The sequence below is a fragment of the Actinomadura sp. 3N508 genome (genome assembly GCF_044326375.1).
In the GTDB taxonomy this organism is placed as follows: Bacteria; Actinomycetota; Actinomycetes; order Streptosporangiales; family Streptosporangiaceae; genus Spirillospora.
In genome coordinates, this window is sequence record NZ_JBIRAX010000007.1 from 109,412 (window position 1) to 134,681 (window position 25,270).

Here is a 25,270-nt window from a genome sequence, read left to right on the forward strand (position 1 = left end):
GACCCGGCGGGTACGTTCAGGCCGTCTCCGGTTAGGACACGGTGTGTGGGAGGAGGAGGACGGTCTCCGGTAGGAGCATCGCGTCGGCCGGGACGTCGCTGTCGTCGCTTCTGGAGAGGGTCAGCCCCAGCCGCAGCCGTTCTCCGGGCGACAGTTGCAGGTAGATCGGGTAGATCTCGACCACGAGCCGCACCGGTTCGCCATCCGGCACCGGTTCAGCCGCCTCGTGCGGGTGCCACGGCAGGACGACCTCGCCGCCGCGCGAATGCTCACTGCGATCCTCGTCGAGCGCGCGGTGCGACGCACGAAGCCGCCCTTCGGCCAGTTGCCGGACGCTGCCGTCGGCCCTCACGATCGACAGTCGCGCATTGAGATCGAAGTCGGAGCAGCCCTCGGCGGCCAGCACCGCATGCAACGCCACCGGTCCGAACAGGCGCACCGGCTCCCGGCAAGGCTCTGAGTCGAACGTGACGGCCTCTCCCCACAGCCGCCAACCGGAGTTCGTCGAAACGTCCACCATCAGGTGAACCTGGGTGGGGGGCGGGGGCGGCACGCTGGTGATCGACGGCAGGATCGGTATCGCGGTCGGTTCGCCGACGGGCGCCCATCGCCACCAGTCGATATCGGAGGTGGCGGGCCATCCTCCGCGCGGGTGGAATTCGTCTGCCCCAACGCACCACAGAACGGCGTTGTCGTCGGGCGTGCAGGGGTTCTCACCGATGTCGCGCAGCCAGTAGCCGAGCCATCGCGACAGTTCCAGCCGTCGTTCCTCGCTGAGGAACGGTTCATGGCTCCACGGGCCGATTTGCAGGCGCTTGGGGCCGGACAGCGACCGGAACGCGCGGACGGTCCCCGCCAGGAAATAGTCGAACCAGCCGGTTCCGAAGAAGGCGGGAGTGCGGATCGAGGCAAGGTCGGCCGAACTGGCCCGGAAGAGGTCGCCGTCGAACTCGGCGCCGACGATGTCCTGGTAGAACGCTCGCAGGATGTCCGCCTGGGCTTCGGGGCGCTGGCTGTTCAGGAACACGCCCGCGCCCCAGGCGGTGTGCGAGGGGATGCCGCCGCGTTTCCACATGTCGCGGTAGGTGTCGGCGGGCGCCACCCACGGTGCGATGCAGCGCAGGCCCCGGGGTTCGCGTTGCGCGATCAGCAGCTGGTTCAGTCCCGAGTAGGAGCCTCCGACCAGGGCGGTCCGGCCGGTGCAGAAATCGGCGGCGGCGATCCATTCCAGCAATTCCACGCCATCGTCGATCTCACGCGGCGACAGGACACCGCTGTAGGCCCCGGTGGAGCCGCCGAAGCCGCGGACATCCGCCACGAGCACCTCGTAGCCTTCGGCGATGGGGCGGGCGAGCAATTCCATGTGCATCGCCGATTCCTTGCGGTACGGGGTGATCACCACGACCGCCGGGGCCGGTGCGCCGGTCGACGACGGATAGCGGAGCACCGAAAGGCGTGCCCCGTCGCTCATCTCGACGGCGAGCAGCAGCGGCTGGGGAATCTGGCAGGCATGCGCGGTTTCCGTCAACGCGAATCCTCACCTTCAATCAATGGCGGGGCCTCTCCCGCAGGGACCACGCCCAATTTCTCGGCGAAGAACGCCACCGCCTGCGCGACCAGGGGCTCGACGTCGACGCCGAGGAAACAGTGGTCCGCCCCGGGGACGATCGTGAGGCGGCTGTCCGCGCCGCAACCGTCGAGCGCGCGGTGCAACTGCTCGCTCTGCCCGACCGGGACCACCCGGTCCGCGGCTCCATGTGCCAGTAGCAGCGGCGGCGCTCCGGCGTGCGCGTAGGTCACCGGACTGGCGGCCTGGGCGGCGGCCGGCGCCGCCGGAATCGCCGCACCCAGCAGCAGGCCCTCGGGCGCGTCGGCGGCGTCGTGGTCGATGACCGCGTCCGGGCCGGACTGGCCCTGCATCGTGCGGAAGTCGCTCGGCGCGTACCAGACGACTCCCGCTTGCACGGCCGCCCCGCCGACCGGCACTCCCTCCTCGACGCCGCGCGAGGCTCCGTCGTCGTCGCCGGTGAATGGGGCGTCCGGCGCCAGGCAGGCCAGTGCCGCCAGATGGCCGCCCGCGGATTCGCCCCAAACGCCGAAGCGTGTCGCGTCGATTCCGAGTTCGCCGGAATGACGGCGCAGCCAGCGGAGCGCCGCGCGGATGTCCAGTATCTGGGCAGGGAACCGCGCCTCCCCGCTGAAGCGGTAGCTCGCGTGCGCGACGGCGAAACCGGCGCCGAGCAGGTGCTCGTCGAGGCAGGCCGCCTGCAGCGGCGGGGGCATCTCCCGGTGCGTGCCGCCGAGATAGGCGCCACCGTGGATCCAGACGACGAGCGGGACCGGCTCGGCGCCGACCGGGCGCAGCAGGTCGAGCGTCAGGTCGCGGTAGCCGGGGATCCGCGCCACCACGGCGTCCGCGTACAGGTCGTGGGGCGGTGCCGTGCCGGTGATCCGCCGGGGACGCGGCGGCAGGCCCGGCTCGCTCGGCGGCAGGCCCGGCTCGCTCGGCGGCAGGCCCGGTTCGCTCGGCGGCAGGCCCGGTTCGCTCGGCGGCGGTTCTGCTGTGAGTGCGCCGGTCATACGCGGGACCTGGTCGGAAGGTCGCGCGGGTCCTGGCCCGTCTGCCGGCTCCAGGTGCTGTCGATGTACATCGTCGCTCGCGTTTCCGGGGTGTAGGGCTCCCAGGTCGGAATGTCGGCATGCCCGGGTTCGCCGTTCCGTGCGAAGGACGTCCACGCCAATGCCATGCGCGTGGAGACCTCACCACGGTCGCCGCGGTCGCCCGCGAGCGGTGACAGTTCGGCGTTGTGGAAGACGAACGGCAGGTCGAGGCTGTGCGTCGCTCCGAGCAGCCCGCCGAGGATCGGCGTCCGGTAGGCGAACTCGTAGCAGTAGACGGTCCGGCTCGCCGACAACTGCGAAGCGAGGTCGATCGCGGCCGGTGCGAAGGTCGTGTCGGTGACGATCCGGGCCAGGCGCAGCCGCGCCGGTTCGGGGCCCACCCGGTCCTGGTAGGCGGTGGCGAGGGCGTCAGCGCTGATGTCGAACCGGCCTTCCGTCCAAGCGCGCAGTTGCGAATCGGAGAACGTCGCGTACTCCGGCGCGTTGCACAGGATGAGCGAGGCGTCGTGGCTGGTGTGGCCGACGAGGACGGGAACCCCGGCGCCGTCCGGAGCGGGCGATGGGTCGAGGTGGGGCGCGAAGGACGCGTGGGCTGCGTCCAGAAGGTCCTGGTCGAGGGTGAAGCCGCCCATGACGTCTCCGGTGAGGGCGCGCTGGAGTTCGAGGAGCGGCCCGGTGTCCCAGGTGGTCAGCTCCCGGGCCCTGGACGGGCTCAGCCCGGAGAGACGCACGGCCTTCGCGGCGAGGTCATGGGCGGCCTCCGCGGACGTCGCCAGCGGGCCCGGCGAACTCTGGATGATCGCCCTGTGGAACAGGCCGGACGCGGACGGCATCGACATCAGGATGCGTACCTTGTCGCCGCCGCCCGACTGGCCGAACACGGTGACGTTGCCGGGGTCGCCGCCGAAACCGTCGATGTTGTCACGCACCCATTCGAGGGCGAGCACGAGGTCGAGCAGCCCGGCGATGCCAGCGTCCTCGAACTCCGCGCCGAGAAGCGACTCCAGGGCCAGATAGCCGAAGATCCCCAACCGGTGGTTGACGGTGACCACGACGACGTCGCCGAGCCGGGCGAGGCGATCGCCCAGGAACATCGACTCGGAGCCGGCGCCGTGCTGGTAGCCGCCGCCGTGGAGCCACACCATGACCGGCCGCCGTCCTGGCGGCGTCGCCTCCGGCGTCCAGACGTTGAGGACCAGGCAGTCCTCACCCATCGGGACGCCTTCGAGCGCCGAGCCGGTCCGCGGGTAGAGGTAGTCGATCGCCTCGACCCACGAGCCGGTCGCCGCCAGCCGGATGTCGTTCTGCGGCGCGGCGCGGCCGAAGACCGTCGCGTCGCGGACGCCGGGCCACGGCTTCGCCGGCTCCGGTGGCCGGAACCGCGCCGCGCCGCCGGTGGGCGCGCCGTACGGGACGCCGAGAAACGACGCGACCCCGCGATGCCGGACGCCGCCGACCTTCCCGGACGTGGTGTCGACTATGACTCGCTGCTGCATGAAGGAGCTTTCTCGTGTGGCGTGATCTGGGTGGCCCTGGGGATCGCGGCGATGAGCCGCTTGGTGTAGTCCGCGCGGGGACGGTCGTACACCGGCTGGGTGGCGCCGGATTCGACGACGGAGCCGCGGTACAGGACGACCAGGTCGTCGGCGAGGTACCGGACCACGCCGAGATCGTGCGAGATGAACAGGTAGGCGACGCCGAGGTCGGCCTTGAGCTCGTTGAACAAATTGAGGATCTGCGCTTGCAGGGAGAGGTCGAGGGCGCTCACCGGCTCGTCGCAGACGATCAGCCGCGGCCGCATGACCACGGCGCGGGCGATCGCTATGCGCTGCCGCTGGCCGCCGGAGAACTCGGCCGGGTAGCGGTCCGCCGCCGTGGCCGGGAGACCGACGCGCTCCAGCGCTTCGAGCACCCGGGCCCGGACGTCGCGCATGCCGAGGGTCCGCTGGACGCGCAGCGGCTCGCTGAGCGTCCGGCCGATCGGTTTGACCGGGTTCAGTGAGCCGTACGGGTCCTGGAACACCACCTGGATCTGACCGCTCAGCTCCCGGCGTTCGCGCCGCCCGGCCCGAGTGATGTCCCGGCCGTCGAAGGTGATCGACCCGCCGGCCACCGGTACCAGGCCGAGAATCGCCTTGCCGAGCGTCGACTTTCCGGAGCCGGACTCCCCGACCAGGCCGACGGTGCGTCCGTGCCCGGCGGTGAGTGAGACGCCGTCCAGCGCGATCACCGGCTCGCCGCGCCGGCGCGGGTACCGCACGGTGAGGTCGTCGATCGACAGCAGCGGCTCGGTCATGGTCTGGCCTCGATCTTCAGCGAGGGCACCACCCGCAGGCAGCGGCCGGCGTGCTCGTCCGTCCCCGCCACGGCGATCGGGTGCGTGCTGCATTCGTCCATCACGTGGGGGCAGCGGGCCGCGAAGTGACAGCCCAGCGGCCACTCGCCCGGCGACGGGACGCCGCCCGGCATGACGCGGAGCGCCACACCCGGAGTGCCGAGTTGGGGATTGGCGGCCAGCAGGCCCTCGCTGTAGGGGTGCTGCGGCACCGTGATGATCGTCGCGGTCGGTCCTGATTCCACGACCTGGCCCGCGTACATGACCAGGGTCCGTTCGCAGAGTTCGCCGACCGCTCCCCAGTCATGGCTGATCAACAGGATCGCCATCCCCGTCTCCCGTTGCAACGCGCGCAGCAACCGCAGGATCTCCGCCTGGACGGTCACGTCGAGCGCGGTGGTCGGCTCGTCGGCGATCAGCAGCTTGGGCCCGCCCGCGAGCGCGAGCGCGATGGCGACGCGCTGCGCCATGCCGCCGGACAGCTGGTGCGGGTACAGCTTCGCGACCTGGTCCGGATCGGGCAGGCGAACCTGGTCGAGCAGTTGGACGGCGCGTTCGCGGGCCTGGGCCCGTCCAGCCCCGGTGTGGGTGCGGACGGCTTCCGCGATGTGGCCGCCCACGGTGAACAGCGGGTCCAGGGCCGCCATCGGTTCCTGGGAGATGAACGCGATCGTCGAGCCGCGCAGCCCGGCGCGTTCGTGTCGGCTCATGACGGCGGCGTCAGCGCCGTCGACCAGGACCGAGCCGCCGATGACGCGCGCGCCGTCGGGCAGCAGGCCGAGGACGGCGCGCCCCGTCATCGTCTTTCCGCATCCCGACTCGCCGACGATGCCCAGCGTCTCCCCGGCGCCCAGTTCGAACGACACGTCCTCGATCACCGGCACCGGCCGCCCGTCGGCTCCGGGGAACGCGACGGTCAGGCCGTCGACGCGCAGCAGGATCGGCGGCCGGTCCGCCGGTGCGACGCCGCCCTCCGGCCGATCGGACCTCCCTCCCCGCACGGCGTCGCGGGACGCCTTGGTCCGTGCGCGGGCGGCCGGACGCGCCCAGCCCTCCGCCGTCGCGTCCCTGATGCCGTCACCGAGCAGCACCAGTGCGATCACCGTGCAAGCGACGACCGCGCCGGTCGGGACCAGCATCCAGTTCTGCTGGCTCATCACCGCCGAGGCGTCGGCGACCATGCCGCCCCAGCTCGCCTCCGGCAGGTGCACTCCCAGGCCGAGGAAGTTCAACCCGGTCTCGGTGAGCAGTGCGGTCGCGGCAACGAGCGACAGGTTGACCAGAACGGGGCCGGCGATGCGCGGCAGCACGTGACGGAGCGCGATGGTGAACCAGCCGAACCCGTACACGCGGGCGGCGGCGACGTACGGCTCCCCGGCCACGGTCAGCGCGGCGGCGCGGACGACGCGGACGAGGCCGGGCGCGGTGAGCACGCCGAGCGCGGCCATGGCGGCGACGAGGCTCTGGTCGAAGGTCGCCAGCACCATCAGCAGCACCACGATCGCCGGGATCGACATGAGCAGGTCCACCAGCGGCGACACGGTCCGGTCCGCGACGCCGGCCAGCGCCGCCGCCAGCCCGACCGGGACCGCGATGGCGGCCGCGACCAGGACGGTCACGAGAACGCCGACCAGTGCCGGACGCGCTCCGTACATCAGGCGGGAGGTGATGTCCCGTCCCAGCGAGTCCGTGCCGAGCCAGTGGTCGGCCGACGGCGTCGCGAGGACGTGGGCGAGATCGCCTTCCTGAGGCCCGTGCGGGGCGAGGATCGGCGCGCAGACCGCGAGGACGACGACGGCGACCAGGTAGAGGAGCGCGCCCGCCGCGAGCGGACGGCGAAGCAGGCGGCGCGCCAGGCCCGGGCGCCCGGATGGGGCGCTGGTGGCGGGCTCCGTCCTGGTGATGGCGGTCATGAGGCTCGCACCCGGGGGTCGATCAGCAGGTACGCGATGTCGGTCAGGAGGTTGGCGGCGACGACCAGCAGCGTGAAGTACACGGCGACACCTTGGATGACCGGAATGTCCTTCGAACCGGTCGCGCTGACCGCCAGGCTGCCCAGCCCGGGGAGCCCGAAGACCTGCTCGATCACGATCGATCCGCCGAGCGCGCCGACCAGCAGGATGCTCGACATCGTGCAGATCGGGATGGCCGCGCTGCGCAGCGCGTGCTTGAACACGATGCTCCGTTCGGGGACGCCGTTGGCCCGCAGATTGTCGATGTAGGGGCGGCGCAGCACGTCGAGCATCGCCTCCCTCGTCTGCTTCGCGATCGCCGTCACTCCGGCCAGGGCGAGCGCGACGACGGGGAGCAGCAGCGATTGCGCCCATCCGCTCGGAGAATCCGCGAACTTGACGTATCCGGTCGCAGGGAGGAGTCCGAGCTTGACGCTCATCAGCGAGATCAGCAGCAGGCCCAGCCAGAAGCTCGGAACCGCGAGACCGCCGATGCTGAGCAGGCCGACCATGCGCCCGGCCAGCGGACCGGCCCTGCTGCTGAACACACCCAGGACGACGCCGAGCACGGTGGCGAGGAGCGTCGCGCCGAGCACGAGGGAAAGCGTCACGGGAAGCCTCGTGCCCAGCGCGGCCGTCACCGCCTCCTTGTTCGTCAGCGAGGTGCCGAGCGAGCCGTGGAACACGCCGTCGAGCCAGTGCCAGTACTGCACCCAGACCGGCTCGTCGAGACTGAGCTGCTCCCGCAGCCGCTGGACGTCCGCCCGCGTCGCCTGCAGACCCGCCAACTGGCTGGCGGCATCACCTGGAATCAGCGACTGCAGGACGAAGACCACGATCGACACCACGAACAACAGCGGCACGGACAGCAGAAGCCTGCGCACCAGGATGCGTATCATCGGGCATTCCTCCCTTCAGCGATGACGTGGCAAGAGGGTTCAGCTCTTGGCCGCGGTGAAGAACACCGGATTGGGGTCGAGGCCCCTCGGCGTGGATGTGACGCCTTGGAGTCCGGGGCGCGAGACCGTGACCTTGTCGATGCTCGCGAAGGGAACGAACCATGCCTGTTCCACGAGGACCTTCTGCAGTCGCTTGTAGATCGCCGGGCGCGACGCGTCGTCGGCGGCGGCTCCTTCGCGCATCAGCCCCGTGATTTCCGGATTGCTGTTGTTGAACGGGTTGAACAGGCTTCCGGTGCTGAGCAATTGATCGGCCACGAGATACATCGGCAGGCCGCCGTATTCGAACATCTGGGCCTGGTATTTCTTGCTGGTGAGGCCGCTGGTGTAGGCACTGATGCTGACCGGGACCTCGATCTTGGCGTTGACACCGATCTTCGACCAGTAGCCGGCGACGGCCTGGGCAGCGTCGGTCTCCCCCGGCTGCAGGTTGTAGGCCGCCATGACCAGCGAGAACCCGTTGGGGTAGCCGGCCTGCTTGAGCAGGCTTTTCGCCTTGGCGGGATCGTAGGTGTAGTGGCCGTCCAGCGATGCGTCGTATCCGTCCGCCTTGGGCAGGAGGATCTGGTCGCTCGGGGAGGCGTACTTTCCGAAAAGCGCCTTGACCAGCGCCTTCCGGTCGATCGCATGGTTGAGCGCCTGCCGGACCCGGACGTCGCCGAGCGCCTTGACCTGCGTTCCGCCGCGGTCGAAGAGCTGGATGTGACCGAACAGGTACGGCCAGGTGCTCACGTTGAAGCCCGCCTGTTTCGCGGCGTCGGCGCCCTTGCTGTTGCTGATCATGTAGTCGACCTGGCCGGCGCGCATTGCGCCGAGGGCGGCGTTGGAGTCGGTGATGACCTTGACGACGACCTTCTTCCAGTTGATCGCCTTGGGGTTCCAGTAATTCGGGTTCGGGGTGAACACGTACGTCTGGTTGGTGACGCTCTCGCCGGCGTCCAGCACGTACTGACCGGCTCCGGCGGTGGAGGTGCCGAGCTTGTTCGGGTCCCTGAGGCCGTTCGGGCTGATCACGTCGCCGATGGCGAAGCCCTGGGTCAGGATGTACGCCAGTTCGGGGTTCGCCGATCTCAGCGTTATCCGCAGGCTCAGCGGCCCGGTGACGGCGACCTTCTCGAAGTTCTGAACGCGAGAGGCACCGAGGCCCCCGGCCTTGGCGAAGTAGGCGAAGTAGTCCGCCACTCCCTGCGCGGTCAAGCTCGATCCGTCGCTGAACTTCACGCCTGAGCGCAGTGTCAGGTCGAAGACCTTGTTGCCGGAGCCGACGTATCCCCACTTGGTCGCCAGTCCGGGGGCGAGGCTTCCGTCGGGCTTGAGGTAGATCAGCGGGTCGTACGCCAGTTCCACCGGGATGATCAGGGGGTCGCCGTTACCCGCCAGTGCGGGGTTCAGACTCTGCGGCGGCGCCGCGACCGCGATGGTCAGCGTCTCGGGACTCTGCGCCGCGGGCCTGCCCGTGGCGCCACCGCCTCCGCAGGCGGCCAACGCGGCCCCCAGCAGGGCGACGCCCAGGATCCAAGCCGTGCGGACACGGCGCGGCAATGCCGATCGGTGGAACTTCTTGTCGACCACGATCTCTCCATGCTTTGAAGCCAATCGAGGGGTAGCGACTCACACGCAACCAGGGCCGATGCCACTTCATTGCAGGTCAGTTACCGTCCGCACACCGTAAGACGGGTCTGACCGCCACCGCAAGGTCTAAAAGAATAAAAAGTGAAATCAGGATCTACAGTTCAAAGGCTGAAGACATTCGCGGAGCTTTCGAAGGCGAACCGCGCCGCTCCGCGCGCTATGGCCTGCCCGCCGAGTTCGGCCAGGGCAACGCATCCACGCCAGTTGCGCGGGCTCGCCATCCGCTGCATCCCGCGGCTGACCGGATCCAGGAGCGCGCTCCCGGCGTCCGCCAGCTCACCGCCCAAGATGAAGCGCTGGGGCGCGAGCACCGCGACGACGTTCGCCAACCCGGCGACGATGTCCTGCGCCGCGTCCGAGACGATCCGGACGCACCCTGGATCGCCGGAACGAGCCAGCTCGGCGAGCCGGCCGAGGGTGAGGTCGTCCCCGTGAAGGGACGCGACGTGGCTCAACAGCGTCGGCCCGCCAACCTTCGTCTCCAGACAGCCACGGTTCCCGCAAACGCAGAGCAGGCCGCTGGTGTCGGTGGAGGAATGCCCGAGCTCCCCGATCCCGCCCGGCCCCCCGCGGTACAGGAGCCCGCCGAGCAGCATGGCGCCGCCGACCCCGGAACTCAGGTGCAGGTAGAGCGCGTCCCGGCAACCTCGCGCTGCTCCCCACCGTGCCTCGGCCAGCAGCGCGGCGTCGCAATCATTAATCAGCCGTACCGGAAGGCCGATCTCAGCGCCCAGCTCACCCGTCACGTCGACGCCATACCACGAAGGGTCGAACGCCGGCAGACGGTGCCCGAACCCCTCCGGAACGGTGTTCGAGACCGGGTCGATCGAGACGCACAGCGCCAACCCCACGCCGGCGATCGGCCGCGGCGACACCCCGTCGACGGCGCGCAGCTCCTCGATCAACTTCACGAGGATGCACCGTTCCTCGTCGTACGGGGACTCGGGGACCCGCGGACGCGACCGCTCCACCAGAATCGCGCCCTCGTAGTCGACCGCCGCCGCCGTGATCGTCTCCCGCCCGACGGTGACCGCCAGCACCAGTTCCTCGGCGGCCGCGTCCAGTTCGACCAGGTTGACGCTCCGGCCGTTCCGCCGTCCCTTCGAGAGTTTGACTCGATCGTCCTGAACGAGTACACGGACAAGATTCGAAACGGTAGCCTCTGACAGCCCCGTCACCCTCGCAAGCTCGGACTGCGACAACGTACCGCCCTGTCGCAGTGCGGAAACGACCTTCTCCAGGTTCGTACGTCGCAGCTCCGCGAGCGCCCCGCCAGTTGGCGCCATGTCGCAAACCCCTCGCTCATGTCCACAAGCTTTGAATCGACAGCGTAGCGCCGGTTCCTCCAGGACATGCCCCACGGAGAGCTCGCGCAGCCGAAGGCGTACGTGGCCGGCACCGCACTCGGGCGGGCAAGACCCGAGCCAGCTGTCTGACCCGGTTGCCCGAAGAGAGTCCCTGCCCGGCCTTGCTCGCCGTCGTCGCCTCAAGATCTCCCACAATGATGTCGCCTTCCGGAGGCATGTCGAACACGCCGCCGCCCACACAAGCAACGCCTTGAACGCGCAATCATCGCGCCCGGCACTCTCCACAGCGGTATATCTGATCTGCCTCATCCGCCCACCGATGGTTCGGCGACGTTGGCGGCCAGGCTGGGGGCGCTACCCAGCACCAGCAGCGACCACGGCAGCAGCCCGCTGCGGTGGCCCCGGCGGGAGCCGACCGGTGGGGACATCGAGGCCACCGCGATCATCCCGTCCACACTCACCGGCAACAGCGTCGCCGTCCAGGACGATTCTCCGTATCGCAGAACCAGGTGGAACATGTGCTTGTAGCTGATCACTGCGGCGATCCCGGCCAGCACGATGACGCTGGCCGTGGAAACCCACCGGATCACCCGATCTGCAAAGGACTTCCGCTTTCAGGGTGCTGACGGGCGGCAACCTGAATCTGGCTGCTCGTGGGAGGTCTCTGTCGTCACCTTGAGCGGTGGGGCGTGATGGGCCAGGTCGGTGAAGAATCGGCACGGGTCGATGATCGCTTCGGGTGGGTGGACGCCGGGTCGGGCGAGGGTGCCGTCGGCCAGTTGGGACAGTCCCAGTGCGGCCGGGATTCCGGTGGCCTCGGCCATGCTCCGCATGAGCGCGGCAGCGTGGGCCAGGTGGGCCAGGACCGTGGTCACCTTCCAGCGCGAGATCAGGCGCCAGGCCATCCTGGAGACCGCGGCGACGATGCTGACCGAGATGCCCGTCTCCGCCTTGAGCCTCAACGAGCTCAGCCGCCGCGTCGGCCTGGCGAAGTCGAACGTGCTGCGCTACTTCGAATCACGCGAGGCAGTGCTGCTCGAACTGCTAGGACAGCTCGCGCACGACTTCCTCGTCGAAGTCGGAGAACAACTGCCCGACCTCGTCGAGAAGGACGAGCCGGCGCGAGCGCGGGCCAACACCGTGGCATCCGCGATCGCTGGCATTGAGCGTTCTCAGAGGCCCTAAGTGGCACCGCGGAGCCGACACCGAGGTCAGTGCTGTCGCACTCGGCTTTCTGACAGAGGTGTGCCTGAATTGCCGCACCAGCAGCTCACAGGCGCCGACATACGCCAACCGCGTGACCCGCTGATGTGTTCACTGCTCGCCCCCGATCGATTCGCGAAACGAGAAGGGCATCGACGCGGCCACGGGTGGAACTGTTGGTGTGCCCGGCTAAGATCGGCCACAACAGAGAAGAGTCAGATGGGTCGGCGAAAACCGGCTCTGACCTCGGGGTCGTTGGGTGTGATCAGGCCCAGCCGGGCCTCGCCGGGGTCGGTCAGGATGGCGAACCGTCCAACTGTGACGTCGGTCGGCGCGATCTGGACCGTGGCGCCGAGCGCGACGGCGCGGGCCGCAGCGTCGTCGCAGTCGGCCACCTCGAAATACGGCATCCAGTGCGGCGATGGCCGTTGCTGGTCCTTTGCCCACGGCTTCTTTGGCCACAGTCCCCTGCGCCGCGGGCCTAGGGGCAGCAGGCCTGCCATCGACTGCTCGCCGACCTTGAACTCGGTGTAACCGCCGCGATCCACCGGCCGCCAGCCGAACACCGCTTGGTAGAAACGGCGCGCCGCGGCCACGTCGCGAGCGGCCAACTCGATCCAGCACGGCGCGGACGGCTCGTCCACCACACCCACCCCGGCCAGATGGTAGGGGCTCCACACGGCGAAATCGGCGCCTTGGGAGTCGGCGCACAACGCGAAGCGGCCCAGGTCGGCGACATCGTCGGGTTCGGCCAGTTCCAGCCCGCCCGCCGCCAGCACCGCGGCGATCGTGCCCTCGAGGTCGTCGCTGCGGAACCAGCAGGTCCACGACGCTGGCTGAGTGTCGTCGGCCAGCACCCGTGCACTGGCCACCTCCGGGCCCTGGATGCCCCCCAGGGTGAAGACCTCCACCTCACCCTGCCCAGTGAGGGTGAGGGTGTAGCAGTCCCAGCCGAACAGGCGCCGGTAGAATCGCTGGGACCCCGTCAGGTTCGGCGTTGCCAGCTCGATCCAGCACGGCCACCTCTCAGGATGCCCGCTCACCTGCGGCATCGCACTAACCTCCCCCATCGCACACCTCAACCGTACGCGGCGCACGACACGCCCGAAAATCCCGCTCCGCACCAAACAATGGTTGATCATTCCACCGATTGATCTACGTCACGTTGCCAGTCGATCTCTGGCAGTAGCGAACAGCGCGAATCCATTCTGGGCGCCAAGGCGCGGACGTTCAGCCCGTCTCCGGCCCGGCCATCGCGGTGTGTGGGAGGAGGAGGACGGTCTCCGGTAGGAGCATCCGGCACAGGTTCAGCCGCCTCGTGCGGGTGCCAGGGCAGGACGACCTCGCCGCCGGGCGCCGACTCGCTGCGGCCCTCGTCGAGCGCACGGTGCGATGCGCGGAGCCGCCCTTCGGTCAGTTGCCGGACGCTGCCGTCGGCCTTCACGATCGACAGCCGCGCATTGAGGTCGAAGTCGGAGCAGCCCTCGGCGGCCAGCACCGCGTGCAACGCCACCGGTCCGAGCAGGCGCACCGGCTCCCGGCAGGGCTCTGAGTCGAACGTGGTCGCCTCTCCCCATAGCCGCCAACCGGAGTTCGTCGAGACGTCCACCATCAGCTGAACCTGGGTGGGCAGCAGCGCCGCCGTCCACGACGTCTCTCCGTACCGCAGCACCAGCTGATACATGTGCTTATAACTGATCACTGCGGCGATGCCAGCCAACACGAGGACGCTGGCCGTGGAGGCCCACTTCAATAGACTCAAACCCGGCAGGTCACGGTTCGGAGTTTGGCGGGCCGCCGACTTCTTGACGACGAGCATGGACGCGATCTGCCCAAACTGCGGGAACACTCGCGTCGGAGAGACGACCATGGTGCGCGTCCATGTGACCGAGGTGACCGGCCGGGTGTGTCATCTTAACGGCTGATCTCGGTTGTTGAGATGTCATTTGCTAATCGGGGCCAGGCGGTCCTCAAAGGCGATCTGGAACGCGTTCGGAGGTGCCTTCCAGCGCGGCATCGATCCGCGCTCGCCCTGCCCAGTGCAGCTCCGGGGACCTTAGCCGCAAGGTATCCGCGCTCCCTGCCGCTCTGATGTCGCATTCGGGAATCGTACGGATGGGGTACGGCGTGGCTATTGCGCTTTAGCCTGGCCGAGACGCCCATTGAGGCCAGCCTGTTTGACTAGACGCTGGGCACCGCTTCGGGACCGCCTGCTGCCGCGATGGCACATTGGTAGAGGGCCATCCGTGTGCCAGCCCATCGGACCATCCCTCTCGTATCGGCTGACGCCGAACTCGGTGTACGTGGGAGCACCACCAGCACACGATCTGGACATATCGTGTGCTGGCGGTGGCGAGTCTGGACATCTGCCGGTAGCGATCGGCGGTGGGGGAATCGGTGATGCGGAGGTTCTCCTCGTGGGGTTGTCCGCCGAGCTGGGCGTGGATCGTATCGATGAACCGGCGCGTGTCCTTGGGGCGCAGCCTTACCCGGGGAGCGATCGGCACCACCCGGGCCCGCCACACCTTGATAACCGTGACCGCCCAGCCCGGCAAGAGGCGTCCGGCCAGCTCACCATGGCCTCGACCGGAACACCCACCACACCGCGGCCCAGCGTGTCCGCACACTACGTCAACCTGAACACCCCCGGCGGCTAACTCCCGCAATCACCCCACCGGCAAACGATCATCACTCGCCAGCACAGCGATCAAGCAGCCAGATCACACCAAACCCGTCCCAGGCCACCCCCGTGACCAGCAAATTCAGAATGAACGATCTCCAATCAGGCCGAAAACCCCAAGTACGGCTGGAGCGCCAGAAATGTCGCCGTTTCCCTACATGATCGGTTTATCGATTCGAGATCCGCCTGGGCGGGGGCTTTCACCATTCCTACCGATCACTATTCTCAGTATTTGCGACCAGAGTGACATGTGTGGCATCCCTCCGGGCAGCGTGATCAGGAAAGGCGATGCCGGACACCTCCGGCAAACGCCGAGATCACTTGTTCGAGGGAGAAAAAATGAGGAGTAGCGCGCGTACCGGCATGGCGGTCGCGGTGGCCGGGGCGGCGAGCAGCCTGACCATGCTGAGCGGCGGTGCCACCGCCCTGGCGGCGACGACCACCGCATCGCCGGAGAAGCCCACTGTCGGCAGCATCTGCCGTTACGAGGTCACCGCGCGGCACGGGCTCAGGGTTCACCAGACGCCGCGAGGCAAGGTGATCCCGCCGGCGCTGAAGTTCGGCTCGCACGTCAACGCGGACTGCAAGACGAGCCACGGCGGCTGGGTCGAGCTGCGCGGGGACGTGCCGGTGGAGCAGCGCCATGGCTGGGTCTTCGCAAAGTACCTGAAGCGGATCAAGCCAGTCGGCGGCGTCTCCGCCGGTGGCGGCGGCACCTCCGTGGTGGCGAACCCGACGCTGGCCGGTGCCGGCATCGGCGCGCTCGTCCTTGGCGCGGGTATCGCGATCTCCGCGCGGCGCCGCCAGGCGAGGAACGTCGCCTGAGGTGCGAAGCGGACCGTTCGGCGGTCGGCCGGCCACCCAAGGTGGCCACCGGCCGCCGTCTCCTTCCGCCTCCCGGATCGGTTATGTTCCGCCGCATTCGAGATAGATGAATTGTCGGCCCCCTATTAAGGAGGATAGTTTACATTGAACGTGAGAATTCTTTGGTGCTGCCGGGTTAAGGGATGTCATCAGTTCGGGGGGAGAAATGAAGTTGAGAACGTGCACCGGCACGGTGCTCGCGGTGGCGGGGGCCGCGAGCGGACCGACACCGCGTCGCGCTGGGCGGCGGGTCCGCAGCAGTACAAAGGGTCTCGGCTGAGCCCATGAGCGAGGCAAAGCCAAGCAGCCGATCGGTCCATCTGCGGTACTGGCTGGCCGTCGTGATCACCTCGACGGGCATCGCCCTGTGCGTCGTCGGGTTCCGGCCGACCGGCCCAGACGGGCCACCGCAACCGCCCGCGTCGGTCGCGGACATGCCCAAGGCTCCGGCCCCTAACCCGGAGCAGGCATTTCCCGCATCCGTCCCGAAACAGATCAGGATTCCGTCCATCAAGGTCGACGCACCGGTCGTCCCGGTCGACGTCCAGCCCGACGGGGCGCTTGGGGTACCACCGCTAAGCCGCGTCGACGAGGTCGGCTGGTACAGGGCCGGGCCGACGCCGGGCGAGAACGGTCGCAGCGTCCTGGTCGGCCATGTCGACTCCAAGAAGGGGCCGGGTGTCTTCTACAGTTTGGGCGCGCTGCGCCAGGGACGCCGGATCGAAGTCGTCCGCAAGGACGGCACGGCAGCGGTCTTCCGCGTCGACGGTGTCAAGGGCGTCTCTAAGGACAGGTTTCCGACCGAGAGCGTCTACGGAGACGAAGGCGGGCCGGAACTGCGTCTCGTAACCTGCGGCGGCAACTTCGACCGCGAGCGGGGCCACTACGACGACAACATCATCGTCTACGCGTCCCTGCTCCCCGGCTCCCAGAACGCCGAGAACGGGGGCAAGCCGCCCGACTGACGAGCCCCACCTCACCAAGGCGAGGCGGTGGACGCTCATCGCGCCTGCTCCACAGCGACCGCCCGAGAACCCTGCACTTGCCGGAACCTACGTCCGCGCAGGTCAAGCAGCACGTTCGTACTCGTTGAGGATTCCGCCCAGGCGCTGCCTTCGTCGGATGTCCAGGTGGGCGATCTGGTCTGGTTCGGTGATCGGTGGAGGCGGCGGCTTCAACGGGCGTGAGTTGGCGATGCCGTGGTGCGGGCGGTGTGAGTTGTAGAAGGTCTCGAACTCGCGGAGGCGTGGAGCAGGTGCTGGTTCCAGATCAGCGTGCGGTCCAGGAGTTCACGGCGGCTGGTCTGCACCCACCGCTCCTTCACCGCGTTCATCCTCGGCATCCGCACCCCGGTCAGCACCACCCTGATGCCGGCATCGGCCTGGACGGCGTCGAACAGATCCGGGAACTTGCCGTCCGGTCACAGATCAGGAACAGTGCCCGGCAACCCGCGTTTTCCAGGTCCATGACCAGGTTCCGCACCAGGCGAAGGGACAAGAGCCCGGAAGGAGTCGACGGTCCGTGGGCGGCCCGGCCGCCTGGGTCTGGAGCGAGACCGACCTGCTCCGCACCGTCTACCAGGTCGACGCCGACATCACCCTAGGCCCCGACGGCCTGCCCCGAATCGCCGTCCCCCTCCACGACCACCCCACCCCACCGGCCGTCACCGCCCAGACCCGCACGAGCACAAGAACGATCGCGAGACCCGGACCGCCCGCATCATGATCACCGACTGCGGAACACGACGACACAGCCCGGGCTGGCTGTGAGGGGCCCTGCGTTTTCCGGACAGCGTCCTGATGAGGGTCCTACGCGGCCTGGTGCCGGCTCAGGTACTCGGTGTGGACCTCCAAAGGGTCCGGTACCCGATCGCTGCGTGCACGACCGCGCGGGCGTAGCCGATCCGCGCATGCCCGGCCGATGCCGCCCCGGTGGCCGCAGGATGCGGCAGCTCGACCCAGACCGGCTCCGGCTTGCACAGCATGTGTGTGGTTGCAGCGCCACCCGGGTGCAACGACTCATGAAACGAAATCCGGCCAGGTCGCTCCACCTGCTGCGCGGTGTTTCATAGGCGATCACCTATGAAACACGCCACCGCCCGTCGTCAATCGGCCAGAACGTGGCGGCCGTCTCAGCGGTTCGCCTTCGGCGCTTGAGCCCCGGGGCGTCGTGGTCGGTCTGCCCGTCACTGGTCCGGCGCGTTTCCCGCAGGCGGGGCCGGGTATCGGCCGGTACCCCGACGGAGGTGACCAGTGTGAGCGACGATGCCGTCGGGCGGTCACCGTCCGCGCCTGGGACGCGGTTGAAGGTACGCACCGAGCCCCGCCCGGGCGGCCGGATCGTGGTGGTGCGCGTCGACGGGGAGATCGACAACGCCACTGCCGGTCTGCTGCGCGAGCACGCGATCTCGGCCGGCCAAGCTCTCTGAAAGTGCTCATTGACATCGGCCGGGATGGCGCGGAAACTCCATCTACACGAGTTGCCAACACGAGTTGAACAGGGAGCCCATGGTCACCCGCCGTGATGTCGCGCGACGTGCCGGCACATCAGAAGCCGTGGTGAGCTACGTCCTCAACGACGGGCCACGCAATGTCGCGCCCGCGACCCGGGAACGGGTGCTGGAGGCGATCCGCGAGCTCGGCTACCGTCCGAACGCGGTGGCCCGGTCGCTGCGCAGCAACCGCACGACCACGATCGGCCTCGTCGTCCCGGACAACGCGAACCCCTTCTTCGCCGAGCTGGCGCGGGAGATCGAGGACGTCGCGTTCGAGCACGGCCACACGCTGCTGCTCGCCAACGCCAGGGACGACGACGAGCGGGAGGTCGCGCAGGTCCGCACGCTGCTGGACCGGCAGGTCGACGGCCTGGTCCTCATCCCGTCGCACGGCCCGGCCGGCTGGCGGACGGAGCTGGCGGACGCCCGCATCCCGTGCCTGGTGATGGACCGGGAGATCGAGGGCGTCGACGCCGTGCAGATCCTGGTCGACAACGAGGGCGGCGCGGCGGCGGCGGTGCGGCATCTGATCGGCCACGGCCGGACCCGGATCGGGTGCGTCGCCGGGCCCGACGGCCTCCACCCGACGCTGGACCGGGTGAACGGATGGCGGCGCGCGCTGGCGGAGGCGGGCTTCGATCCGGCGACGATGCCGGTGGCGCATGCGCCGTTCGGGCGCGCCGCCGCCTACCTGGCCGGACGCCGGCTGCTGCGGCAGCGGCCCGCCGTCGACGCCCTGTTCGTGACGAGCGACGAGCAGGCCATCGGCGTGCTGCGCGCCGCCGCCGAGCTCGGCGTCGCCGTCCCGGGCGACCTGGCGGTGTTCGCCTTCGACGGCGTGGCCGCCTCGGCCTATGCGATCCCGTCCCTGAGCACGATGCGCCAGCCGTTCGCGGAGCTGGGCCGGACCGCCGTCGAGCTTCTCCTCGCCGGACGCGACCCCGCCGGAGGCACGTCCGGGGATGCCGCCCCCGAGCGCATCGTCCTCGCGACGCGACTGGTGGCCCGCGGGTCGTGCGGCTGCGCCGATCCCGTGGGCGGCGACCACGAGATCGCCGCGGGCGGGACGGTCGAAAGCGGCGCCGATGAGTGAGCCGGTGCGGCTGCTCGTCGTGGGCAGCGTCAACATGGACCTAGCGGTCGGCGTGCCGCGCCTGCCCGGGCGCGGCGAGACCGTCCTCGGCGGCGACGCGGCGCGCTCGCCCGGCGGGAAGGGCGCCAACCAGGCGGTCGCCGCGCGGCGGCTCGGCGCGGCCGTCCGGATGGCGGGACGGGTCGGGGACGACGTGTTCGGCGCGGAGGCGCGCGCGGCCGTCGCTGCCGAGGGCATCGACGTGACCGGCGTCCGGGTCGCCGCCGGGGCGCTGACCGGGCTGGCGATGATCATGGTGCGGCCGGACGGCGAGAACGCCATCGCCGTCGCGCCCGGCGCCAACGCGACACTCGGGGCGGACGACGCCGCGGCCGCGGCTGGCGGCGGCGCGGAGTCCGCGCTGCTGCTGCAGCTGGAGATCCCGGTCGCCGCGTGCGCCGCGGCGGCGGCCGAGGCCCGGCGGCACGCGATGCCGGTCGTGCTGAACGCGGCGCCCGCGCCGCGGGTCGTGGACACCGCGACGGCGCGCCTGCTGCGCCTGGTGGACGTCCTCGTCGTCAACGAGATCGAGGCAGCGGCCCTGCAGCCGGCGCCGGACGGCTCGAACGGCTCCCGCGAACGGGACTGGACGTCCGTCGCCGCTGCGCTGCGCCGGCTGGGGCCGCGCCAGGTGGTGGTGACGCTCGGCGCGGACGGCGCCGCGGGCGCCGATGACCATGGAACGTTCCGGGTCGCGCCCTTCCCGGTCGCCGCCGTCGACGCGGTGGGCGCCGGCGACGCGTTCTGCGCCGCGCTGACCGTCGCGGTCGCGGAAGGGCTGCCGCTGCGGGACGCCGCGCGCCGCGCGTGCGCCGCCGGCGCCCTCGCCGTGACCCGCCGCGGAGCGCTGCGCTCCCTTCCCGCCCGCTCCGACGTGGACGCCTTGCTCGCGGCCGAGCCCACCGGGAGGCGATGACGATGCGACCGGACGGCCTGTGGCACCCGCGCCTCCTGGAGATCGTGGCGGCGGCCGGTCACGGCGACCTCATCGTCGTGGCCGATCCCGGGCTGCCGGTGCCGCCCGGCGTGGAGGCGGTCGACCTGGTCTGGCGCTCCGGCGAACCGCGGTTCCTGCCCGTCCTGCGGACGGTCCTCGCCGAGCTCGTCACCGAGGCCGCGACCGTCGCCGAAGAGGCCGCCGACCCGGAACTGCGCCGCGGGCTGGACGCCGCGCTCGCGGCGACCCCGACCGCCCGCGTCCCGCACGCGCGGCTCAAGCAGCTGACCTCGCAGGCACGTGCGGTCGTCCGCACGGGCGAGGCGACCCCCTACGCGAACGTCGTCCTGCGCGCAGGCGTGCCGTTCGCGCCCACCCCCCACGGTAAGGAGAAGGATCCATGGCAAGACGAACGCTCCTCATCGGGCTGACCGTCTTCAGCCTCGCCGCGTCGTCCGCGGCCTGCGGGCGGGAGGGCGGCGGCTCGTCCGGCGGGCAGCCGAAGGCGGGCGAGAAGGCCAAGGTGTGCCTGGTCATGAAGTCGCTCGCCAACGACTTCTTCCAGCAGATGCGCGACGGAGCGGTCGCGCACGCGAACAAGCGCGGCGACCTGGAGCTGGACGCGGTCGGCACGCAGAACGAGACCGACATCGACGGCCAGGTCGCGGCCGTGGAGAAGTGCGTGACCCAGCGGGTCTCGGCGATCGTGATCGCGCCGGCGGACTCCCGCGCGCTCATCGCCCCGCTCAAGCGGGCCTCGGACGCCGGCGTGAAGGTCGTCAACATCGACGTCAAGCTCGACGACGACGCGCTGAAGGGGGCGGGCCTCCAGGTCCCGTTCGTCGGCCCCGACAACCGCGAAGGGGCCCGCCAGTCGGGCGTCGAGCTGGCGAAGAAGCTCGGCCGCGGGGGCAAGGTCGTGATGCTTGAGGGCAATCCCGGCGCGGCCAACGCCGAGCAGCGCGCCCAGGGCTTCAAGGACGCGGTCACCCAGGGCGGTCTCACCCTCCTGGACTCGAAAACCGCCCACTGGGAGACCGACGAGGCCCACACCATCACGGGCAACATGCTGACCGCGCACCCGGACGTGCAGGGCCTGCTCGCGGCCAACGACGCGATGGCGCTCGGCGCGCTCAAGGCGATCCAGGACGCGCACAAGACCGGCAAGGTGAAGATCGCCGCGTTCGACAACATCCCGGCGATCCAGCCGAGCCTGAAGGACGGCAGCGTCGTCGCCACCGTGGACCAGTACGGCTCCACCCAGGCCGCGGTCGGCATCGACTACGCCATGCGGATGATCAAGGGCGAGCGGATCACCGGCTGGCAGAAGACCCAGGTGAAGCTGATCACCGCGGCCGGGCAGAGCTGAGGTGCCCGTGGACGCGCTCCTGACGGCCCGGGGCCTGGTCAGGCGCTATCCCGGCGTCGTCGCGCTGGACGGCGTCGACCTGGAGGTCCGGCCGGGCGAGGTGCACGTCCTCGTCGGCGAGAACGGCGCGGGCAAGTCGACGCTGGTCAAGTGCCTGACCGGCGTCGAACGGCCGGACGCCGGGACGATGACGTTCGACGGCCGCCGGCACGCTCCGCCGAACGCCGCCGCCGCGCTGCGCGCCGGGATCCAGGTCGTCCACCAGGAACTGACGCCGATCCCGGGGCTCAGCGTGGCCGAGAACCTCTTCCTGCAGCGCCTCCCGCGCCGGTTCGGCGTCGTGGACCGCCGCCGCCTGCAACGGCGGTGCCGCGCCCTGCTCGACGAGGTCGGCCTGGACGTGCCGGGCGGTACCCGGATGGACCGGCTCGGCATCGCGCAGGCGCAGCTCGTGGAGATCGCGAAGGCCCTGTCGCGGGACGCGCGGCTGCTCGTCCTGGACGAGCCCACCGCCACGCTGACCGGCCGGGAGAGCGGGCGGCTGTTCGAGATCCTGCGCCGCCTCACCGGCCGCGGCGTCGCGGTGATCTACATCTCGCACCATCTGGAGGAGCTGTACGAGATCGGCGACCGGGTGACCGTCCTGCGCAACGGGCGGCACGTGACGACGCGGCCGCTGCGCGAGGTCGATGCGGCGGAGCTGGTCCGGCTGATGGTCGGCCGCGACCTCGGCCAGGAGTTCCCCGTCCGGGGGCCGGCCGTGCCGGGCGAGGTGCTGCTGCGGGTCGACGGGCTGCGGGTGCGCGGCGCCGCGGCGGGCGTCTCGTTCGAGGCCCGGGCGGGCGAGATCGTCGGCGTGGCCGGGCTCGTCGGCGCCGGGCGCAGCGAGACGATGCGGGCGCTGTTCGCCGCGGACCGCGCCGTCGGCGGGCGGATCGAGGTGCGCGGACGCCCGGCCCGCATCCGTCACCCGCGGCACGCCGTCGCCCTCGGCATCGGGCTGCTCACCGAGGACCGCAAGGCCCAGGGGCTGGCGCTCGGCCTGCCGATCAGCGCGAACGTCAGCCTGGCGAGCCTGCGCAAGGTGACCCGGGCCGGGCTGCTGCGGACCGGCGCCGAGGCGCGGGCGGCGGAGGAACTGGCGCACAGGCTGCGGATCGGGTCGTCCGGCGTCCGGCAGATCGTCCGGACCCTGTCCGGCGGCAACCAGCAGAAGGTCGTGCTCGCCCGCTGGCTGTACGCGGGCACCGACGTGCTGATCATCGACGAGCCCACCCGCGGCATCGACGTCGGCGCCCGCTACGAGATCCACCGGCTGCTGATGGATCTCGCCGACGAAGGCAGGGCCCTGGTGGTCGTCTCGTCGGACCTGCCGGAGCTGATCGGCGTCTGCGACCGCATCCTCGTGTTCTCCCGCGGCCGGATCGTCGCCGATGTGCCCCGGCCGGAGTTCGACGCCGAGCACATCCTCACCCTGGCCTACTCCGGATACCGCAACGGACGCGACGGACGCGACGGAGACGGACGCAATGGAAAGGAGGCCGAGCGGCCATGACGAACGCCGCCGCCTCGGTGGTCAAGCCGAAGCCCACCGCGCGGGCGCCGCGCATCGCACAGCAGGTCATGGGGGAGGCCGGGATCGGCATCGCGCTGGTCGTGCTGACGCTCGTCTTCGCGCTCACCGCGGGCGACTTCGCCACCACGCAGAACCTGCGCAACATCATGACCCAGATCACCCTGAACACGATCCTCGCGGTGGGGATGACGTTCGTGATCCTGGTCGGCGGGATCGACCTGTCGGTCGGCTCCGTCCTCGCGCTGTGCGCCGTGGTCGCCGGCACCGTGATGACCGAAGCCGACCTGGCCGCACCGGTCGCCATCCTGCTCGCGCTGCTGGCGAGCCTCGCCATCGGCGCGACGTGCGGGCTGGTCAACGGCGCGGTGTCCGAGACGTGGAAGGTGCCGTCCTTCATCATCACGCTCGGCATGCTGTACGTGGCGCGCGGCGCCGCACAGGACTTCACCGACGCCAAGACCATCTACAACCTTCCCCAGCAGTTCAACGACTTCGGGACGCTCACCATCCTGTGGGTCCCCGCGGTGTTCTGGGTGGCGCTGATCTTCGCCGCGGTCGGCTGGTTCGTGCTCACCCGCACCGTCTTCGGACGCCTCGTCTACGCCGTCGGCGACAACGAGGAGGCCGTCCGGCTGTCCGGGCACCGCACCGGCGTCATCAAGGTCCTCGCCTTCGTGATCGCCGGCTTCACCGTCGGCGTCGCCGCGCTCACCTACATGGCGCGGCTCAACATCGCCAGCCCGATCCTCGGCCAGGGCTACGAGCTGAACGCGATCGCCGCCGTCGTGATCGGCGGCGCCAGCCTTGGCGGCGGCCGCGGCTCGATGGTCGGCACCTTCCTCGGGGCATGCCTGCTCGGCGTGCTAACCAACGGACTCCTGCTGCTCGGGGTGTCCGACTTCCAACGCCTCATGATCACAGGGGGCGTGATCATGATCGCCGTCGTCATCGATGCGTACCGGCGCAGGCTGGCCGAGCGCATCTCCTGACGGGAGACAAGGAGAACCCCCCATGAAGATCCCCCTCACAACGCTCGGCGCCGCCGCCGTCCTGGTGGCCGGCCTCACCGCCGTCCCGGTCGCCGCGTCCGCCGCCCCGGCGCAGCGGCCGGCCGCGGCGCCCGCGGGACGGCCCGCCGCGCCGGCCGCCGCGGCCCGCGGCAAAGCGATCATCGACACGGACATGGGACAGCTCAACGACGACGCGATCACCATGTTCATGCTGCGCAACGCCATCGGGGCCGACCTGCTCGGCGTGACGGTCGTCGCCGGGAACAGCTGGGCGGAGGAGGGCACCGCCTACGCGCTCCGCCAGCTGGAGATCGTCGGGGAGCACCGGATCCCGGTCGTGCCCGGGGCGGGCGAGCCGCTGAACTCCGCGCGCCTCCAGCAGTTGCCCGCCGAGGAGAAGCTCTTCGGCAACGTCGAGTACATGGGCGCGTTCGGCCACGCGCGGCCGCCGTCCTACCTCAAGCTCGCCCGGGAGCCCTATGGCGGCTATCCCAAGCGCAAGCCCAGCGGGCAGGTCGCGGCCGACTTCATCGTCGAGCAGGTCAAGAGGTATCCGGGGCAGGTCACGCTGTTCGCGATCGGACCGGCCACCAACATCGCCCTCGCCGTGAAGACCCATCCGGAGATCGTCCCGATGGTCAAGGAGATCATCTACATGGGCGGCGCGATCGACATTCCCGGCAATACGTCCCCGGCCGCCGAGTTCAACTGGTGGTTCGATCCCGAGGCCGCCAAAATGGCGCTCCGCACGCCATTCAAGAGGCAGACGATCGTCCCCAACGACATCGCCGAACGCGTCTACTACACCAAGAAGGAATACGATCGGATCGTCGCCGGACCCGAAACGCCCTTGAAGAAGATGTTCAAGGATCTGCACGGGCCGCGCTTCGAGCGGAACCCGGCGTCCAGCTCGTTCGTGTGGGACGCGCTGACGGCCGCCGTCTATCTGCGGCCCGAGATCGCCACCAAGGTCGAGGAACGCTACGTCGACATCGACGACAACCTCGGCCCGAACTACGGGCGCGCGATCGGCTACGGCGAATCGCGGCGCCGGTCGTTCGGCGATCCCGGCAATTTCCCGGCGGGAACTCAGAAAGTCCGCATTCTCTTCGACATCAATCGTGACGCGTTCTGGAATCTCTACGTCGACCTCATGCGTCGGTAGCAGCCGATGAAAAACGCCCTTGGCGGCCGGAGC

Annotated in this window: 23 protein-coding genes; 12 read left to right on the plus strand and 11 right to left on the minus strand. The window is 69.9% G+C overall.

Translation table 11 applies throughout. The annotated features are described in order from the left end of the window. Positions 1-31: 31 nt before the first annotated feature. From ACH34S_RS24890 to ACH34S_RS24930, 9 genes are all read right to left on the minus strand, one after another. Positions 32-1,528 (minus strand): CocE/NonD family hydrolase, encoded by a 1,497-nt coding sequence (locus tag ACH34S_RS24890; protein ID WP_395955193.1) that lies wholly within the window; start codon positions 1,526-1,528, stop codon positions 32-34. Then, entirely contained in the window at positions 1,525-2,580 is a 1,056-nt protein-coding gene (locus ACH34S_RS24895) for an alpha/beta hydrolase fold domain-containing protein (protein ID WP_395955194.1), read from the minus strand. The genes ACH34S_RS24890 and ACH34S_RS24895 overlap by 4 nt, the downstream gene beginning before the upstream one ends. Continuing rightward, positions 2,577-4,118, minus strand: coding sequence for a carboxylesterase/lipase family protein (locus tag ACH34S_RS24900; RefSeq protein WP_395955195.1), 1,542 nt, complete (start codon positions 4,116-4,118; stop codon positions 2,577-2,579). Before ACH34S_RS24900 ends, ACH34S_RS24895 begins: the two co-directional genes overlap by 4 nt. Continuing rightward, complete coding sequence (locus ACH34S_RS24905) at positions 4,100-4,918, minus strand: ABC transporter ATP-binding protein (protein WP_395955196.1); 819 nt, start codon at positions 4,916-4,918, stop codon at positions 4,100-4,102. The genes ACH34S_RS24900 and ACH34S_RS24905 overlap by 19 nt, the downstream gene beginning before the upstream one ends. Continuing rightward, the gene (locus ACH34S_RS24910) at positions 4,915-6,870 is read right to left on the minus strand and encodes a dipeptide/oligopeptide/nickel ABC transporter permease/ATP-binding protein (protein WP_395955197.1); all 1,956 of its coding nucleotides are present in this window, start codon (positions 6,868-6,870) and stop codon (positions 4,915-4,917) included. Before ACH34S_RS24910 ends, ACH34S_RS24905 begins: the two co-directional genes overlap by 4 nt. Continuing rightward, entirely contained in the window at positions 6,867-7,808 is a 942-nt protein-coding gene (locus ACH34S_RS24915) for an ABC transporter permease (protein ID WP_395955198.1), read from the minus strand. The genes ACH34S_RS24910 and ACH34S_RS24915 overlap by 4 nt, the downstream gene beginning before the upstream one ends. 39 nt (positions 7,809-7,847) lie before the next feature. After that, positions 7,848-9,440: an ABC transporter substrate-binding protein gene (locus ACH34S_RS24920; RefSeq protein WP_395955199.1), complete on the minus strand. Its 1,593-nt coding sequence runs from the start codon at positions 9,438-9,440 to the stop codon at positions 7,848-7,850. Between the two features lie 161 nt (positions 9,441-9,601). Next, complete coding sequence (locus ACH34S_RS24925; RefSeq protein ID WP_395955200.1) at positions 9,602-10,861, minus strand: ROK family protein; 1,260 nt, start codon at positions 10,859-10,861, stop codon at positions 9,602-9,604. Positions 10,862-11,112: 251 nt separating this feature from the next. Next, a complete protein-coding gene (locus ACH34S_RS24930) occupies positions 11,113-11,397 on the minus strand; it encodes a DUF2637 domain-containing protein (protein WP_395955201.1) in 285 nt (94 codons plus the stop codon). A gap of 277 nt (positions 11,398-11,674) precedes the next feature. On the opposite strand from ACH34S_RS24930, the gene ACH34S_RS24935 reads away from it, so the two are divergent. Further along, the gene (locus ACH34S_RS24935; RefSeq protein ID WP_395955202.1) at positions 11,675-11,992 is read left to right on the plus strand and encodes a TetR/AcrR family transcriptional regulator; all 318 of its coding nucleotides are present in this window, start codon (positions 11,675-11,677) and stop codon (positions 11,990-11,992) included. Between the two features lie 233 nt (positions 11,993-12,225). Here the strand turns inward: ACH34S_RS24935 and ACH34S_RS24940 are convergent, their stop codons facing one another. Together ACH34S_RS24940 and ACH34S_RS24945 are read right to left on the minus strand one after the other, a co-directional pair. Further along, positions 12,226-13,062: a VOC family protein gene (locus ACH34S_RS24940; RefSeq protein ID WP_395955203.1), complete on the minus strand. Its 837-nt coding sequence runs from the start codon at positions 13,060-13,062 to the stop codon at positions 12,226-12,228. An 86-nt stretch (positions 13,063-13,148) separates the two neighbouring features. Further along, a complete protein-coding gene (locus ACH34S_RS24945) occupies positions 13,149-13,880 on the minus strand; it encodes a CocE/NonD family hydrolase C-terminal non-catalytic domain-containing protein (protein WP_395955204.1) in 732 nt (243 codons plus the stop codon). A gap of 1,098 nt (positions 13,881-14,978) precedes the next feature. Between ACH34S_RS24945 and ACH34S_RS24950 the strand changes: the two genes are divergently transcribed. From ACH34S_RS24950 to ACH34S_RS25000, 11 genes are all read left to right on the plus strand, one after another. After that, complete coding sequence (locus tag ACH34S_RS24950) at positions 14,979-15,515, plus strand: hypothetical protein (RefSeq protein WP_395955205.1); 537 nt, start codon at positions 14,979-14,981, stop codon at positions 15,513-15,515. A 323-nt stretch (positions 15,516-15,838) separates the two neighbouring features. Beyond that, the gene (locus ACH34S_RS24955; RefSeq protein ID WP_395955206.1) at positions 15,839-16,519 is read left to right on the plus strand and encodes a class F sortase; all 681 of its coding nucleotides are present in this window, start codon (positions 15,839-15,841) and stop codon (positions 16,517-16,519) included. 556 nt (positions 16,520-17,075) lie between these two features. After that, positions 17,076-17,279, plus strand: a complete 204-nt coding sequence (locus ACH34S_RS24960) for a hypothetical protein (RefSeq protein WP_395955207.1) — start codon at positions 17,076-17,078, stop codon at positions 17,277-17,279. A gap of 529 nt (positions 17,280-17,808) precedes the next feature. Further along, entirely contained in the window at positions 17,809-17,982 is a 174-nt protein-coding gene (locus ACH34S_RS24965; RefSeq protein WP_395955208.1) for a hypothetical protein, read from the plus strand. A 79-nt stretch (positions 17,983-18,061) separates the two neighbouring features. Beyond that, the gene (locus tag ACH34S_RS24970) at positions 18,062-19,141 is read left to right on the plus strand and encodes a LacI family DNA-binding transcriptional regulator (protein ID WP_395955209.1); all 1,080 of its coding nucleotides are present in this window, start codon (positions 18,062-18,064) and stop codon (positions 19,139-19,141) included. Further along, positions 19,134-20,096: a ribokinase gene (locus ACH34S_RS24975; RefSeq protein WP_395955210.1), complete on the plus strand. Its 963-nt coding sequence runs from the start codon at positions 19,134-19,136 to the stop codon at positions 20,094-20,096. Before ACH34S_RS24970 ends, ACH34S_RS24975 begins: the two co-directional genes overlap by 8 nt. Then, positions 20,093-20,548 carry a D-ribose pyranase gene (rbsD, locus tag ACH34S_RS24980; RefSeq protein WP_395955211.1) on the plus strand — a complete coding sequence of 152 codons (456 nt, stop codon included), beginning with the start codon at positions 20,093-20,095 and terminating at the stop codon, positions 20,546-20,548. The genes ACH34S_RS24975 and rbsD overlap by 4 nt, the downstream gene beginning before the upstream one ends. Further along, a complete protein-coding gene (locus ACH34S_RS24985) occupies positions 20,518-21,486 on the plus strand; it encodes a sugar ABC transporter substrate-binding protein (RefSeq protein ID WP_395955212.1) in 969 nt (322 codons plus the stop codon). The genes rbsD and ACH34S_RS24985 overlap by 31 nt, the downstream gene beginning before the upstream one ends. Before the next feature lie 7 nt (positions 21,487-21,493). Then, positions 21,494-23,041: a sugar ABC transporter ATP-binding protein gene (locus tag ACH34S_RS24990; RefSeq protein ID WP_395955213.1), complete on the plus strand. Its 1,548-nt coding sequence runs from the start codon at positions 21,494-21,496 to the stop codon at positions 23,039-23,041. Then, the gene (locus tag ACH34S_RS24995) at positions 23,038-24,051 is read left to right on the plus strand and encodes an ABC transporter permease (RefSeq protein ID WP_395955214.1); all 1,014 of its coding nucleotides are present in this window, start codon (positions 23,038-23,040) and stop codon (positions 24,049-24,051) included. The genes ACH34S_RS24990 and ACH34S_RS24995 overlap by 4 nt, the downstream gene beginning before the upstream one ends. A 22-nt stretch (positions 24,052-24,073) precedes the next feature. Further along, on the plus strand, positions 24,074-25,237 hold the full coding sequence (locus tag ACH34S_RS25000) for a nucleoside hydrolase (RefSeq protein WP_395955215.1): 1,164 nt from the start codon (positions 24,074-24,076) through the stop codon (positions 25,235-25,237). Positions 25,238-25,270: the final 33 nt, after the last annotated feature.